The sequence below is a fragment of the Plantibacter sp. CFBP 8775 genome, assembly GCF_014839505.1.
GTDB lineage: Bacteria > Actinomycetota > Actinomycetes > Actinomycetales > Microbacteriaceae > Plantibacter > Plantibacter auratus.
Window position 1 is genome coordinate 2,437,830 of the sequence record NZ_JACYNV010000001.1, and the last position, 15,389, is coordinate 2,453,218.

The 15,389-nt window shown below is 68.1% G+C and carries 11 protein-coding genes; all 11 read left to right on the forward strand.

Annotated features, from left to right (window positions below):
- Positions 1-7 precede the first annotated feature (7 nt).
- The 11 genes from rpsA (at position 8) to tpiA (ending at position 15,326) form a co-directional block, all read left to right on the forward strand.
- Positions 8-1,465: a 30S ribosomal protein S1 gene (gene rpsA, locus IFR14_RS11505; RefSeq protein WP_056005690.1), complete on the forward strand. Its 1,458-nt coding sequence runs from the start codon at positions 8-10 to the stop codon at positions 1,463-1,465.
- 121 nt (positions 1,466-1,586) lie between these two features.
- Positions 1,587-2,216, forward strand: a complete 630-nt coding sequence (gene coaE / locus IFR14_RS11510) for a dephospho-CoA kinase (protein ID WP_159878817.1) — start codon at positions 1,587-1,589, stop codon at positions 2,214-2,216.
- 68 nt (positions 2,217-2,284) lie between these two features.
- Complete coding sequence (gene uvrB / locus IFR14_RS11515; RefSeq protein ID WP_056777426.1) at positions 2,285-4,351, forward strand: excinuclease ABC subunit UvrB; 2,067 nt, start codon at positions 2,285-2,287, stop codon at positions 4,349-4,351.
- Between the two features lie 79 nt (positions 4,352-4,430).
- On the forward strand, positions 4,431-7,322 hold the full coding sequence (gene uvrA, locus IFR14_RS11520) for an excinuclease ABC subunit UvrA (RefSeq protein ID WP_137241663.1): 2,892 nt from the start codon (positions 4,431-4,433) through the stop codon (positions 7,320-7,322).
- 1 nt (position 7,323) lies between these two features.
- Complete coding sequence (gene uvrC, locus IFR14_RS11525) at positions 7,324-9,249, forward strand: excinuclease ABC subunit UvrC (protein WP_290368182.1); 1,926 nt, start codon at positions 7,324-7,326, stop codon at positions 9,247-9,249.
- A 34-nt stretch (positions 9,250-9,283) separates the two neighbouring features.
- Positions 9,284-10,165 (forward strand): RNase adapter RapZ, encoded by an 882-nt coding sequence (gene rapZ / locus IFR14_RS11530; protein ID WP_064296920.1) that lies wholly within the window; start codon positions 9,284-9,286, stop codon positions 10,163-10,165.
- Between the two features lie 124 nt (positions 10,166-10,289).
- Positions 10,290-11,267: a DNA-binding protein WhiA gene (gene whiA / locus IFR14_RS11535; RefSeq protein ID WP_064296921.1), complete on the forward strand. Its 978-nt coding sequence runs from the start codon at positions 10,290-10,292 to the stop codon at positions 11,265-11,267.
- A gap of 155 nt (positions 11,268-11,422) precedes the next feature.
- The gene (locus IFR14_RS11540) at positions 11,423-12,049 is read left to right on the forward strand and encodes a superoxide dismutase (protein ID WP_191941113.1); all 627 of its coding nucleotides are present in this window, start codon (positions 11,423-11,425) and stop codon (positions 12,047-12,049) included.
- Between the two features lie 124 nt (positions 12,050-12,173).
- Positions 12,174-13,181, forward strand: coding sequence for a type I glyceraldehyde-3-phosphate dehydrogenase (gene gap / locus IFR14_RS11545; RefSeq protein WP_064296923.1), 1,008 nt, complete (start codon positions 12,174-12,176; stop codon positions 13,179-13,181).
- A gap of 136 nt (positions 13,182-13,317) precedes the next feature.
- The gene (locus tag IFR14_RS11550; RefSeq protein ID WP_079705956.1) at positions 13,318-14,535 is read left to right on the forward strand and encodes a phosphoglycerate kinase; all 1,218 of its coding nucleotides are present in this window, start codon (positions 13,318-13,320) and stop codon (positions 14,533-14,535) included.
- On the forward strand, positions 14,523-15,326 hold the full coding sequence (gene tpiA, locus IFR14_RS11555) for a triose-phosphate isomerase (protein WP_137241662.1): 804 nt from the start codon (positions 14,523-14,525) through the stop codon (positions 15,324-15,326). Before IFR14_RS11550 ends, tpiA begins: the two co-directional genes overlap by 13 nt.
- Positions 15,327-15,389 lie beyond the last annotated feature (63 nt).

Below are 15,389 nucleotides of genomic sequence, written 5' to 3' on the forward strand. Positions count from 1 at the left end.
TTACTACATGACAAGCGCAACGACCGCCCCCAAGCAGGTCGCAATCAACGACATCGGATCTGCTGAGGACTTCCTCGCAGCGGTCGAAAAGACTCTGAAGTTCTTCAACGACGGCGACCTCATCGAGGGCACCGTCGTGAAGATCGACCGCGACGAGGTCCTCCTCGACGTCGGCTACAAGACCGAGGGTGTCATCCCCTCGCGTGAACTCTCCATCAAGCACGACGTCGACCCCTCCGAGGTCGTCAACGTCGGCGACACGATCGAGGCTCTCGTTCTCCAGAAGGAGGACAAGGAAGGCCGTCTGATCCTGTCGAAGAAGCGCGCGCAGTACGAGCGTGCTTGGGGCGACGTGGAGAAGATCAAGGAATCCGACGGCGTCGTCACCGGTTCGGTCATCGAGGTCGTCAAGGGCGGCCTCATTGTCGACATCGGCCTTCGTGGCTTCCTCCCGGCTTCGCTCATCGAGCTGCGCCGCGTCCGCGACCTCACGCCGTACCTCGGCCAGGAGATCGAGGCGAAGATCCTCGAGCTCGACAAGAACCGCAACAACGTGGTCCTGTCGCGCCGTGCGCTCCTCGAGCAGACGCAGTCCGAGAGCCGCACCACCTTCCTCAACAACCTCCAGAAGGGACAGGTCCGCAAGGGCGTCGTCTCCTCGATCGTCAACTTCGGCGCGTTCGTCGACCTCGGCGGCGTCGACGGTCTCGTCCACGTCTCCGAGCTCAGCTGGAAGCACATCGAGCACGCCAGCGAGGTCGTCGAGGTCGGTCAGGAAGTCACCGTCGAGATCCTCGAGGTCGACCTGGACCGCGAGCGCGTCTCGCTGTCGCTCAAGGCGACCCAGGAGGACCCGTGGCAGGTCTTCGCCCGCACCCACGCCATCGGCCAGGTTGCACCGGGTAAGGTCACCAAGCTCGTCCCGTTCGGTGCGTTCGTCCGCGTCGCAGACGGCATCGAGGGCCTCGTGCACATCTCGGAGCTCTCCGGCAAGCACGTCGAGCTCGCCGAGCAGGTCGTGTCGGTCGGCGAAGAGGTCTTCGTCAAGGTCATCGACATCGACCTCGAGCGTCGCCGCATCTCGCTGAGCCTCAAGCAGGCCAACGAGGGTGTCGACCCCGAGGGCACCGAGTTCGACCCGGCCCTCTACGGCATGCTCACGGAGTACGACGAACTCGGGAACTACAAGTACCCCGAGGGCTTCGACGCCGAGACGCAGGAGTGGAAGGAAGGCTTCGACGCCGAGCGCGAGAAGTGGGAGCAGGACTACGCTGCCGCCCAGGCTCGTTGGGAAGCGCACAAGAAGCAGGTCGCTGCCGCAGCCGTCGAAGAGGCCAACCAGGCTTCCTCGTCGACCGCGTCCTCGTCGGCCGGTTCCTCGTTCTCGAGCGACTCCGCCGGCGGCGGCACGCTCGCTGACGACGAGTCCCTCGCGGCTCTCCGCGAGAAGCTCTCGAGCAACTAGTCCCACCAGCACCGACCAGCGTCGGTGTCCAGCAGGGGGTCGCCTTCGGGCGGCCCCCTGCTGCGTTGTGCGAGGGGCGCTGGTCGAAGGCGCTGCACGCTCCGCGGGTACGCTGGCTGACATGTACCTCATCGGCCTCACCGGCGGGATCGCCTCCGGCAAATCGACCATCGCGGCCCGGCTCGCTGAACACGGCGCCGTCGTCATCGACGCGGACGTCCTCTCACGAGAGGCCGTCGAGCCGGGGACCCCGGGACTGGCCGCCATCGCGGAGCGCTTCGGTGCCGACGTGATCGGGCCCGACGGAGCGCTCGACCGCGCTGCGCTCGGCTCCATCGTCTTCGCCGACGACCAGGCGCGAGCCGACCTCAACGCCATCGTGCACCCGGAGGTCAAGCGGCGTTCACAGGCCCGGATCGCCGAAGCCTCGAGCGACCCCGGTGCCGTCGTCGTCTACGACGTCCCGCTGCTCGTCGAGACCGGCCGCGCAGACGAGTTCGACCTCGTGGTCGTCGCCGCAGCTCCGGAAGGGGAGCGCGCCCGTCGGCTCGTCGACCTCCGCGGGCTCGACCGGGGCGAGGCGGAACGACGGATCGCGGCCCAGGCGACCGAGGAGCAGCGCGCCGCCGTCGCCGACGTGGTGATCGACACCGCCGGCTCGCTCGAGTACACCCTCAGCCAGGTCGACGCGGTCTGGCACCGCGCCGCCGCGGCCGCTGTACCGGCGCCCGACCGTCAGGACGGCGTCTGAGCGCTTCGCCCGCTCCGCTGTGGGCGAAGCGGGGCAGTGGTGTCGGTGGTCCTCCGTAGACTCGGAGCATGGAACCAACACGCGCCGTCCGCCCCTTCGAGGTGATCAGCGAGTACGAGCCGAGCGGCGATCAGCCCGCCGCCATCGAGCAGCTGTCCGGGCGCATCAACGCCGGCGAGACCGACGTCGTCCTGTTGGGCGCCACGGGTACCGGTAAGTCCGCGACGACCGCCTGGCTCATCGAAGCCGTCCAGCGCCCGACGCTCGTCCTGGCGCACAACAAGACGCTCGCGGCCCAGCTGGCGAACGAGTTCCGCGAGCTCATGCCGAACAACGCGGTCGAGTACTTCGTCTCCTACTACGACTACTACCAGCCCGAGGCGTACGTCCCACAGACCGACACCTTCATCGAGAAGGACTCGTCGATCAACGCCGAGGTCGAGCGACTGCGGCACTCGACCACCAACTCGCTGCTGAGCCGTCGCGACGTCATCGTCGTGTCGACCGTGTCGTGCATCTACGGCCTCGGTGCGGCGGAGGAGTACCTGGAGGCGATGGCCGCGCTGCAGGTCGGTCAGAACATCGGGCGCGACCGCCTCATCCGCAAGTTCGTCGGCATGCAGTACAACCGCAACGACGTCGACTTCTCGCGCGGCAACTTCCGTGTGCGCGGCGACACCATCGAGATCATCCCGGTCTACGAGGAGCTCGCGATCCGCATCGAGTTCTTCGGCGACGAGATCGAGGCCCTCTACGCCCTGCACCCGCTCACCGGCGACGTCGTGAAGAAGCTCGACGCGGTGTCGGTGTTCCCGGCCTCCCACTACGCCGCCAGCCCGCAAACGATCCAGCGTGCCATCGGCACCATCCAGGAAGAACTGGCGGAGCGGCTCCAGTCGCTCGAACGCGAGGGCAAGCTCCTCGAGGCCCAGCGGCTCCGCATGCGGACCACCTTCGACCTCGAGATGATGCAGCAGATCGGCTTCTGCTCCGGCATCGAGAACTACTCGCGCCACATCGACGGCCGCTCGGCCGGTGAGGCACCGAACTGCCTCCTCGACTACTTCCCCGACGACTTCCTCACCGTCATCGACGAGTCGCATGTCACCGTCCCGCAGATCGGCGCGATGTTCGAGGGCGACGCCTCCCGCAAGCGCACCCTCGTCGAGCACGGGTTCCGACTCCCGAGTGCGATGGACAACCGCCCGCTCCGGTGGGACGAGTTCAAGAACCGCGTCGGCCAGACGGTGTACCTCTCGGCGACGCCGGGCAAGTACGAGATGGGCATCGCGGACGGCATCGTCGAGCAGATCATCCGCCCGACCGGCCTCGTCGACCCGGCGATCATCGTGAAGCCCTCCAACGGCCAGATCGACGATCTCCTCGAGGAGATCCGGGTCCGCGCCGAGCGCGACGAACGCGTCCTCGTCACCACCCTCACCAAGAAGATGGCAGAGGAGCTCACCGACTTCCTGACCGAGGCCGGCGTGCGCGTCCGCTACCTGCACTCCGACGTCGACACCCTCCGGCGGGTCGAGCTGTTGAGCGAACTCCGGCAGGGCGTCTACGACGTCCTCATCGGCATCAACCTGCTGCGCGAGGGGCTCGACCTCCCGGAGGTCTCGCTCGTGGCGATCCTCGACGCCGACAAGGAGGGCTTCCTCCGCTCGTCGACCTCGCTCATCCAGACCATCGGTCGTGCCGCCCGCAACGTGTCCGGCGAGGTCCACATGTACGCCGACGTCCTGACCGACTCGATGAAGCGCGCGATCGAGGAGACGGACCGTCGCCGCGAGAAGCAGGTCGCCTACAACGAGGAGCGCGGGATCGATCCGCAGCCGCTGCGCAAGCGGATCGCCGACATCACCGAGGCACTCGCCCGGGAAGGCGCGGACACCGCGGCACTGCTCGCCGGACGCGACAACGGCAAGAAGAAGAGCCCGACGCCGAACCTGCGTCGGGAGGGCATCGCCGCCGAGGGCGCGAACGACCTCGAGTCGATCATCGCCGACCTCAACGCGCAGATGCTGGCCGCCGCTGCGGAGCTCAAGTTCGAACTCGCCGGCCGTCTCCGCGACGAGGTCTCCGAGCTCAAGCAGGAACTCCGACAGATGGCCAAGGCCGGGCACATCTAGTCCGGCGCTTCGCTGAGAGCGCAGTACCACAGACACCGCTCGGGAGTCCGGTGTCGGTGGTGCTGCGTAGACTCGAAGGGTGTCAATTGCCAAGGTAGATCACCACTCCACGCTCAGCGTCCGCGGTGCCCGCGTCCACAATCTTCAGAACGTCGACCTCGAGATCCCTCGCGACTCGCTCGTCGTCTTCACGGGTCTCTCGGGCTCGGGGAAGTCCTCACTCGCCTTCGACACGATCTTCGCCGAGGGCCAACGACGCTACGTCGAGTCGCTCTCGGCGTACGCCCGCCAGTTCCTCGGTCAGGTCGACCGCCCCGACGTCGACTTCATCGAGGGCCTGAGCCCCGCGGTCTCGATCGACCAGAAGTCCACGAACCGCAACCCCCGGTCGACCGTCGGGACGATCACCGAGGTCTACGACTACATGCGGCTGCTCTGGGCGCGCATCGGCGTCCCGCACTGCCCGGTCTGCGGCGAGGTCATCCAGCGCCAGACGGTACAGCAGATCGCCGACCAGCTGATGGAGCTCGAGGAGCGACGCCGCTACCAGATCGTCGCCCCCGTCGTGAGCCAGAAGAAGGGCGAGTTCGTCGACCTCTTCAAGGAGCTCTCGGCCAAGGGCTTCGCGCGCGCCATCGTCGACGGCGAGGCGATCCAGCTCGCGGAACCGCCGACCCTCAAGAAGCAGGTCAAGCACGACATCGCGGTCGTCGTCGACCGCCTCGTCGCCGGGCCCGAGATCCTCGGTCGCCTGACCGACTCCCTCGAGACGGCACTGCAGCTCACCGACGGCCTCGTGACGATCAACTTCGTCGACGAGGAGGGCGACGACGCCTGGCGCACCTTCTCCGAGAAGCTCTCCTGCCCGAACAACCACCCGCTGCAGCTGACCGAGATCGAGCCGCGGACGTTCTCGTTCAACGCCCCGTTCGGTGCCTGCCCGGAGTGCTCGGGCCTCGGCACGCGCATGTCGGTCGACGCGGAGCTGCTCCTCGGCGACGAGGAACTCAGCATCAACGAGGGCGTCATCGTCCCGTGGACCACCCAGGGCAAGGGGCTCTATCAGTACTACGAGAAGCTGCTCGACGGGCTTGCCCGCGACCTCGACTTCTCGCTCGACACCCCCTGGCGCGACCTGCCTTCCAAGGTCCAGGAGGCGGTGCTCCGCGGCGACAACTTCAAGGTCAAGGTCAAGTGGAAGAACCGCTTCGGCCGCGAGATGAGCTACTCCTCGGGCTTCGAGGGCGTCATCCCGTACATCGAGCGTCAGTACCTCCAGGCCGACACCGACAGCCAGCGCGTGCGCTGGTCCGAGTACCTGCGCGAAGTCCCGTGCCAGGTCTGCGGCGGTCGTCGCCTGAAGCCGGAGGTCCTCTCCGTCCTGATCCACGACCACAACATCGCCGAGGTCGCCGAGCTGAGCCTCTCCGACGCCCGCGCGTTCATGGACCGCCTCGAGCTGAGCGACCGCGAGGCCCACATCGCCGCGCAGGTGCTGCGCGAGATCAAGGTCCGACTCGACTTCCTCATCCAGGTCGGACTCAACTACCTCGATCTGGCCCGGACCGCCGGCTCCCTCTCGGGCGGCGAGGCGCAGCGCATCCGCCTCGCGACACAGATCGGCTCGGGACTCACCGGCGTGCTCTACGTCCTCGACGAACCGAGCATCGGCCTGCACCAGCGCGACAACCGCCGCCTCATCGAGACCCTCGTGGCCCTGCGCGACCTCGGCAACACGCTGATCGTCGTCGAACACGACGAGGACACCATCCGCACCGCCGACTGGATCGTCGACATCGGTCCCGGCGCGGGCGTCAACGGCGGCCGCGTCGTGCACTCCGGGTCGTATGAGGCGCTCGAGGCCAACACCGAGTCCCTCACCGGCGACTACCTCTCCGGCCGCAAGGCCATCGAGATCCCGGCGAAGCGTCGTCCGATCGACACGAAGCGTCAGATCCAGGTGATCGGAGCGCAGGCCAACAACCTGAAGAAGGTCAGCGCGGACTTCCCGCTCGGAGTCCTCACCGCCGTCACCGGCGTGAGCGGTTCCGGGAAGTCCTCGCTCGTCAACGACGTCCTGTACCGGGTCCTGGCGAACAAGCTGAACGGCGCGCGCAAGCTGCCCGGCAAGCACACCAGGGTCACGGGTCTGGAGCACCTCGACAAGGTGGTCCACGTCGACCAGGCGCCCATCGGCCGCACCCCTCGCTCGAACCCCGCCACGTACACCGGCGTCTTCGACAAGATCCGCAACCTCTTCGCGGAGACGCAGGAGGCCAAGGTCCGCGGCTACCTCGCCGGACGGTTCAGCTTCAACGTCAAGGGCGGCCGCTGTGAGGCCTGCTCGGGTGACGGCACGATCAAGATCGAGATGAACTTCCTGCCCGACGTCTACGTCGCCTGCGAGGTGTGCGGGGGAGCGCGGTACAACCGCGACACCCTGACCATCCACTACAAGGGCAAGAACATCGCCGAGGTCCTCGACATGCCGATCGCCGAGGCTGCCGACTTCTTCGAGCCGATCTCCTCGATCCACCGGTTCCTGAAGACGCTCGTCGAGGTCGGCCTGGGCTACGTCCGTCTCGGCCAGAGCGCCACGACGCTGTCCGGCGGCGAGGCCCAGCGCGTCAAGCTCGCGACGGAGCTGCAGCGGCGGAGCAACGGGCGCAGTGTCTACGTCCTCGACGAGCCGACCACGGGTCTGCACTTCGAAGACGTCCGGAAGCTGCTGCTCGTCCTCGGCGGGCTCGTCGACAAGGGCAACACGGTCATCGTGATCGAGCACAACCTCGACGTCATCAAGTCCGCCGACTGGCTCATCGACATGGGCCCCGAGGGTGGAGCCGGTGGCGGGACGGTCCTCGCCACGGGAACACCCGAGCACCTCGCGACGGTCCCCGGCAGCCACACGGGCTTCTTCCTGAACGAACTGTTCGAGGCAGAGGCCGGCGGCAGCCGCAAGGCGGGCTGACGTGGTGGCCGTCCGCGGCGGAAGTGGTCTGGCGTACCGGCCGAAGGCGGGGGAGATCCCCACCATGCCCGGCGTGTACCGCTTCAGCGACGACTCGGGCCGGGTGCTCTACGTCGGCAAGGCGATGAACCTCCGGGCGAGGCTCAGCAACTACTTCGCGCCCCTGCACACGCTGCACGAGCGAACGCGCCGCATGGTGACGACCGCGACCGGGGTCACCTGGACGACGGTCGGCAGCGACGTCGAGGCGCTGCAGCTCGAGTACACGTGGATCAAGGAGTACGACCCGCCGTTCAACGTCAAGTTCCGCGACGACAAGTCGTACCCGTACCTCGCGGTCACCCTCGGTGACGAGGCGCCGCGCGTCATGGTCACCCGGAACACCCGGATCCCGGGGGCCAAGTACTTCGGTCCGTACCCGAAGATCTGGGCCGTCCACGACACGGTCGACCTCATGATCAAGGTCTTCCCGATCCGCACCTGCTCCGACTCGGCGTACAAGCGGGCCATGGCCTCGGGGAAGCCCTGTTTCCCCGGACAGATCGGGCGGTGCGGCGGCCCGTGCTCCGGCAAGGTCACCATCGAGGAACACCGCGCGATCGTCGACGACTTCGTCTCGTTCATGGTCGGCAACGACCGCCGGTTCACGACGCGCATCACCGCCGACATGAAGGCCGCCGCGGCCCGCCAGGACTACGAGTCCGCGGCCGTCTACCGGGATCAGCTCCAGGCGCTCGACCAGGTGCTCGCGAAGAGCGCGGTCGTCCTGCGCGACGCCGTGGACGCCGACCTGTTCGGCATCGACCACGACGAGCTCGCCGCGTCGGTGCAGCAGTTCATCGTCCGTGGCGGCCGCATCCGCGGTGTACGGTCGTGGACCGTCGACAAGGAGCTCGACATGTCGACCGCCGAGCTCGTCGACAGCGTCGTCCAACGGGTGTACGCCGCCGCGAGTGGGACCGAGGTCCCGCGAGAGGTGCTCGTCCCGGAACTGCCGGACGACGCCGAGAGCCTCGAGGACTGGCTGGCCGAACGCCGCGGCTCGAAGGTCGCCCTCCGCGTCGCCCAGCGCGGCGAGAAGGCGACGCTCATGGAGACCGCGGTCGTCAACGCCAAGCAGGCCCTCATGCTCTACAAGACCCGGCGCAGCTCCGACTTCGTCGCCCGGACGCAGGCACTCGAGGACATCCGCGATGCGCTCGGGATGCCCGAGGCGCCGCTGCGGATCGAGTGCTTCGACGTGTCACACCTGAGCGGTACCAACATCGTGGCGTCGATGGTGGTCTTCGAGGACGGGCTGTCCCGCAAGGACGAGTACCGTCGCTTCGGCGTCGCCGAGTCCACCGACGACACCGACTCGATCTACCAGGTCGTCTCCCGGCGACTCGCACACCTCACGTCGTCCGAGCCCGTCGAGACGGTCGACGAGACCACGGGGGAGCGCAAGCGCCGGAAGTTCACCTATCCGCCGCAGCTCCTCATCGTCGACGGCGGGCAACCGCAGGTCGCCGCTGCCGCGCGTGCGCTGGAGGAGTCCGGCCTGACCGGGATCACCCTGTGCGGACTGGCGAAGCGACTGGAGGAGATCTGGTTGCCTGAGGACCCGTATCCGGTGATCCTGCCGCGGGGGAGCGAAGCGCTGTTCCTCCTCCAGCGGGTCCGCGACGAGGCGCACCGGTTCGCCATCAGTTTCCAGCGACAGAAGCGGAAGCGCGACATCTCGACCGTCCTCGGTGAGATCCCCGGGCTCGGTCCGGCGAAGGTCCGCGAGCTGCTCAAGCACTTCGGATCCGTCGCCCGCTTGAAGACCGCGACGCCGGCCGAGATCACCGAGGTCAAGGGCATCGGCGACAAACTGGCGGCCACGGTGCACGAGGCGTTGACCTCCGGCTCCGCACAGCCCTCGCAGGCCTCGCGGAATGGGTAGGCTGGGACTTCAGACCTTCGAGGAAAGCGTGTCGATGACCCCGGGCCAGCCGCAGCACCAGCAGGAAGTCCTCATCGTCACGGGGATGTCCGGCGCCGGACGCTCCACCGTCGCGAACGCGCTCGAGGATCTCGGCTGGTACGTCGTCGACAACCTGCCCCCGCAGATGCTCCGCCCCCTCGTCGACCTCGCCGAGCGCGCCGGATCACGTCTGCCGCGGATCGCCGCGGTGGTCGACGTCCGCGGCCGCGACTTCTTCAGCGAGCTGCAGGAGATCGTGCCGGCGCTCCGGGGCGGGACGCACCTCCGCATGATCTTCCTGGAGGCGACCGACGCGGCGCTCGTCCGCCGGTTCGAAGCCGTCCGCAGGCCGCACCCGCTGCAGGGCGAGGGAACGATCCTCGACGGCATCGTGGCGGAGCGTCACCGACTGAGCGAGATCCGTGAGTCGAGCGACGTCATCATCGACACGAGCGACCTCAACATCCACCAGCTCGCCACGACCACGCGTGAGCTCTTCGCCGGCGCGGAGACACCGGGTGTCCAGGTCACCGTGCTGAGCTTCGGGTTCAAATACGGCCTGCCCCCTGATGCGGACCTCGTCGCCGACATGCGGTTCCTCCCGAACCCGTTCTGGGTTCCGGAGCTGCGTGCGTTGAGCGGTCAGGACCCCGAGGTCAGTGAGTACGTGCTCTCGCAGACCGGAGCCGCCGAGTTCCTCGAGAGCTACGCCCACGCCCTCGAACCCGTCCTCGCCGGGTACCAGCGTGAGAACAAGCGTCACGTCACCATCGCCGTCGGCTGCACGGGGGGCAAGCACCGCTCGGTCGCGGTCGCCCTCGAACTCGCCGACCGGCTGCGGAACCAGTCCGGCGTCGCCGTACACGTCCGGCACCGAGACCTCGGGCGCGAATGACGCCCATGGGCCCGACGCAGCCGCGGCGGAGCCCGAACGGTCCGAGGCACCACGCCTCCGGATCGCGAACATGCAGGATCGACGCCGCACTCCGACGGCGCGATCACGACAGATAGGAACCACCGTGGCCCTCACCGCCGACGTCAAGAACGAACTGGCGCTCGTCCGCGAGACCCGCAACTCGGTCCGAGCGGCCGAACTCGCGTCCCTGCTCCGCTTCTCCGGCGGACTCCACACGATCTCCGGACGCGTGGCGATCGAAGCCGAACTCGACAGTCCGACCCTCGCGCAGCGGGTGCGGCGCGACATCGGCGAGCTCTACGGGATCCGCAGCGAGATCCTCGTGCAGAACCCCGGCAGCTCGGGCAAGCCGAGCCTGTTCGTGGTGCGCGTCATCGAGGGTGGCGAGACCCTCGCCCGGCAGACCGGACTCCTCGACGCCCGGCGGCGTGCGGTCCGCGGGCTGCCGAACCGGCTGACCACCGGGTCGCGCGACGAACTCGCCGCCGTTTGGCGGGGCGCGTTCCTCGCCACCGGGTCCCTCACCGACCCCGGCCGATCCGCGTCACTGGACGTCGTGTGCCCCGGTAACGAGTCCGCGATGGCGCTCGTCGGTGCCGCCGGCCGCATCGGTGTCTCCGCGAAGGCGCGGGAGGTCCGCGGCATCCACCGTGTCGTCATCCGCGAGGGCGACGCGATCAGCGGCATGCTGTCGCTCATGGGTGCCACCGGCACCGTCACCTCCTGGGAGGAGATGCGGCAGCGCAAGGAGGTCCGGGCGACCGCGAACCGACTCGTCAACTTCGACGACGCCAACCTGCGCCGCTCCGCCCAGGCGGCCGTGGCGGCCTGCGCGCGCGTCGAGCGCGCCCTCGAGATCCTGGGCGACGAGGTGCCCGACCACCTGCAGTACGCCGGTGCCCTGCGCCTCGACCACCGTGAGGCCAGCCTCGACGAACTGGGCCACTTCGCCGACCCTCCGATGACGAAGGACGCCATCGCCGGCCGCATCCGGCGCCTGCTCGCCATGGCGGACAAGCACGCGAGCGATCTCGGCATCCCGGGCACCGACGCCAACCTCCCGGCGGATTACGAGGACTGAAACAGCTCGTGAATCCTCGCCGACCCGCCATCGTCGCGGTTCGTCATGCTGGGAACAAGCCCCGACTCCCGACGGTTGCCGCTCACTAGACTGGGTGATGACGCTCAGAGCCGTGTGCAGACAGCGCACGGGACAACACGAGGAGATCACGAAGAATGGCTGTTTACTCACTGCCCGAATTGCCGTACGACTACAGTGCGCTCGAGCCGCACATCAGTGCGACCATCACCGAGCTCCACCACGACAAGCACCACGCCACCTACGTGGCCGGCGCGAACACGGCCCTCGAGAAGCTCGCTGAGGCCCGCGACGCCAACGACTTCACGAACGTCAACAAGCTCGAGAAGGACCTCGCGTTCAACCTCGGCGGTCACGTCAACCACACCATCTGGTGGAACAACCTCTCCCCGGACGGCGGCGACAAGCCGACCGGCGAGCTCGAGTCGGCCGTCGACGAGTACTTCGGCAGCTTCGACAAGTTCCAGGCGCACTTCACCGCCGCGGCGCTCGGCGTCCAGGGATCCGGTTGGGCCGCGCTCACCTGGGACACCCTCGGTCAGCGCATCAACATCCAGCAGTTCTTCGACCAGCAGGGCAACTTCCCGGCCGGCACCGTCCCGCTGCTGCTGCTCGACGTCTGGGAGCACGCCTACTACCTCGACTACAAGAACGTCCGTGCCGACTACGTCAAGGCGTTCTGGAACATCGTCAACTGGGCCGACGTCCAGGCACGCTTCGAGATCGCGCGCAAGCAGACCAACGGCCTGCTGGTACTGTCGTAGTTGACCGGTCCGTCCCGGTCCCACGGGCCGGGACGGACCACCTTCCTCCTCACTCGGGGAGGGCGCTCACTCCGAGCAGACCGTACAATCGCGCCGTCTGGCGCCTCAGTATCAGGAGTCATCTGTGTCCGTCAAGATCGGCATCAACGGCTTCGGCCGCATCGGCCGCAACTTCTTCCGCGCCGCCCTCGCCAAGGGCAGCGACCTCGAGATCGTCGCTGTCAACGACCTCACCGACAACAAGGCGCTCGCCCACCTCCTGAAGTACGACTCCATCACGGGTCGTCTGGACGCGACGGTCGAGCTCGACGGCGACAAGATCATCGTCAACGGCAAGCCCATCATCGTGCTCGCGGAGCGCGACCCCGCCGACCTCCCCTGGGGCGAGCTCGGCGTCGACATCGTCATCGAGTCGACCGGTCGCTTCACGAAGTCCGACGACGCCCGCAAGCACATCACCGCCGGCGCCAAGAAGGTCCTCGTGTCCGCTCCCGCCACCGGCAGCGACGTCGCCACGATCGTCCTCGGCGTCAACGAGGGCACCTACGACGCCGCGACGCACGACATCATCTCGAACGCGTCCTGCACGACGAACTGCCTCGCGCCGCTCGCCAAGGTCCTGCTCGACAACTTCGGCATCGAGCGTGGCCTCATGACCACGGTCCACGCCTACACCGCCGACCAGAACCTGCAGGACGGCCCGCACAGCGACCTCCGTCGTGCACGCGCCGCCGCCGTCAACATCATCCCGACCTCCACCGGTGCAGCCAAGGCACTCGGCCTGGTCATCCCGGAGCTCGTCGGCAAGCTCGACGGCTACGCCCTGCGTGTCCCGGTCCCGACCGGTTCGATCACCGACCTCACGGTCGAGCTGACCAACCCGGCCACGGTCGAGGAGATCAACGCCGCGTACAAGGCTGCCGCCGAGGGCCCCCTCAAGGGCATCCTGAAGTACACCGAGGACCCGATCGTCTCGAGCGACATCGTGACCGACCCGCACTCCTCGATCTTCGACGCCGGCCTCACCAAGGTCATCGGCTCGCAGGTCAAGGTCGCCTCGTGGTACGACAACGAGTGGGGCTACTCGAACCGCCTCGTCGACCTCACCGAGTACGTCGCGGACCGCCTCTAACCAACCGGCTGTCTGCCGCACTCCTCACCCGAGCAGCCAGACACCGCATGGTCCGAACGGGCGTCCTGAATCATCTTCAGGGCGCCCGTTCGGCTTCGTCGGTGGTCGTGGCTCAGCGCAGAGAAAGACCTTCCTCATGACCCTCCGCACCCTCGACTCGCTGGGCGACCTCAGCGGTCGCAGAGCCGTCGTCCGCCTCGACCTCAACGTTCCGCTGAAGGACGGCGTCATCACCGACGACGGCCGCATCCGCGCGGCACTCCCCACCCTCAACGCGCTCATCAACCAGGGTGCGCGTGTCGTCATCGTCTCGCACCTCGGCCGCCCCGACGGCACACCCGACGCGAAGTACAGCCTTGCGCCCGTCGCGCAGCGGCTGTCCGAACTCCTCGGCAAGCCCGTGACCTTCGCCGCCGACACCGTCGGCAGTGCCGCGACCGACGCCGTCGCCGCGCAGACCGACGGCGACGTCGTGCTGCTCGAGAACCTGCGCTTCAACTCGGCCGAGACCAGCAAGGACGCCGGCGAACGCGAGGCGTTCGCCGCCAAGCTCGCCGCCTTCGGCGACGTCGTCGTCTCGGACGGCTTCGGTGTCGTCCACCGGAAGCAGGCGAGCGTGTACGAGCTCGCCAAGCTGCTCCCGAGCGCTGCCGGGCTGCTCATCGCCGCCGAGCTCGAGGTCCTCGACCGTCTCACCGAGACCCCGGAGCGCCCCTACACGGTCGTCCTCGGCGGCTCGAAGGTGTCCGACAAGCTGGGCGTCATCGGCCACCTGCTACCGCGCGTCGACTCGCTGCTCATCGGCGGTGGCATGCTGTTCACCTTCCTCGCCGCCCAGGGGCACGCCGTCGGTTCGAGCCTGCTCGAAGCGGACCAGATCGAGACCGTCCGCGGCTACCTCGCGAAGGCCGACGAGCTCGGCGTGACGATCGTCCTGCCGACCGACGTCGTCGTCGCCTCGGCGTTCGGTGCCGACGCCGAGCACGTCGTGCGCCCGGCCGACGCCATCGAGGACACCCCGTTCGGTGCCTCCGGACTCGGACTCGACATCGGACCGGACACGGCTGCAGCGTTCGCCGAGATCGTCGCCGCGTCCAAGACGGTGTTCTGGAACGGCCCGATGGGCGTGTTCGAACTCGCGCCCTTCGCCGCCGGTACGCGCGCGGTCGCTGAAGCACTCACCCGCACGGACGGCCTGAGCGTCGTCGGTGGCGGTGACTCGGCCGCAGCGGTTCGTGCGCTCGGCTTCGATGATGACCAGTTCGGTCACATCTCAACTGGTGGCGGCGCCAGCCTCGAGTTCCTCGAGGGCAAGCGTCTGCCTGGACTGGAGGTCCTCGGATGGCAGCAGTAACCCCCGGGCGCACGCGTGTGCCCCTGATCGCCGGCAACTGGAAGCTCAACCTGGACCACCTCCAGGCGATCGCCCTCGTCCAGAAGCTCGATTGGACGCTCAAGGACGGCAAGCACGACTACGCCGACGCCGAGGTGGCCATCTTCCCGCCGTTCACGGACCTCCGATCGGTCCAGACGATCGTCGCCGCCGACAAGCTCAAGCTGGCCTACGGCGCGCAGGACCTGTCGCAGCACGACTCGGGCGCCTACACCGGCGAGATCTCCGGAGCGTTCCTCGCGAAGCTCGACTGCCGCTACGTGCTCGTCGGACACTCCGAGCGCCGCACGCTGCACAACGAGACCGACGAGGTCGTCCAGGCGAAGACGGCCGCAGCCGTGCGACACGGCCTCGTCCCCGTCATCTGCATCGGAGAGACCGCCGAAGACCTCGAGGAACACGGCCCGTCGGCCGTCCCCGTGGCGCAGCTCAAGGCGGCCATCGACGGACTCGCGCCGGACGCGGACATCGTCGTGGCCTACGAGCCGGTGTGGGCCATCGGTTCCGGTCAGGCGGCGACGCCCGACCAGGCGCAGCAGGTCGCAGCCGCTCTCCGCAGCACGCTCGCCGAGGTCCTCGGCGACCAGGCGGCGCAGCGCACGCGGATCCTCTACGGCGGTTCGGTGAAGGCCTCGAACATCGCCGGCTTCATGCGCGAACCCGACGTCGACGGTGCCCTCGTCGGCGGCGCGAGCCTGCTCGCCGACGAGTTCGCCGGGATCGCCCGCTTCTCGCAGCACGTCGGACTCTGACCGACCTGCTGCACCAGCAGCACCGACACGGCTCGGCCCGCGGCACCAGCCGCGGGCCGAGCC

Excerpts from the sequence above, each read along its gene's own strand:
- rpsA (WP_056005690.1), top strand. The coding sequence starts at position 8 with ATGACAAGCGCAACGACCGCCCCCAAGCAGGTCGCAATCAACGACATC.
- coaE (WP_159878817.1), top strand. The coding sequence starts at position 1,587 with ATGTACCTCATCGGCCTCACCGGCGGGATCGCCTCCGGCAAATCGACC.
- uvrB (WP_056777426.1), top strand. The coding sequence starts at position 2,285 with ATGGAACCAACACGCGCCGTCCGCCCCTTCGAGGTGATCAGCGAGTAC.
- rapZ (WP_064296920.1), top strand. The coding sequence starts at position 9,284 with ATGACCCCGGGCCAGCCGCAGCACCAGCAGGAAGTCCTCATCGTCACG.
- IFR14_RS11540 (WP_191941113.1), top strand. The coding sequence starts at position 11,423 with ATGGCTGTTTACTCACTGCCCGAATTGCCGTACGACTACAGTGCGCTC.
- IFR14_RS11550 (WP_079705956.1), top strand. The coding sequence starts at position 13,318 with ATGACCCTCCGCACCCTCGACTCGCTGGGCGACCTCAGCGGTCGCAGA.
- tpiA (WP_137241662.1), top strand. The coding sequence starts at position 14,523 with ATGGCAGCAGTAACCCCCGGGCGCACGCGTGTGCCCCTGATCGCCGGC.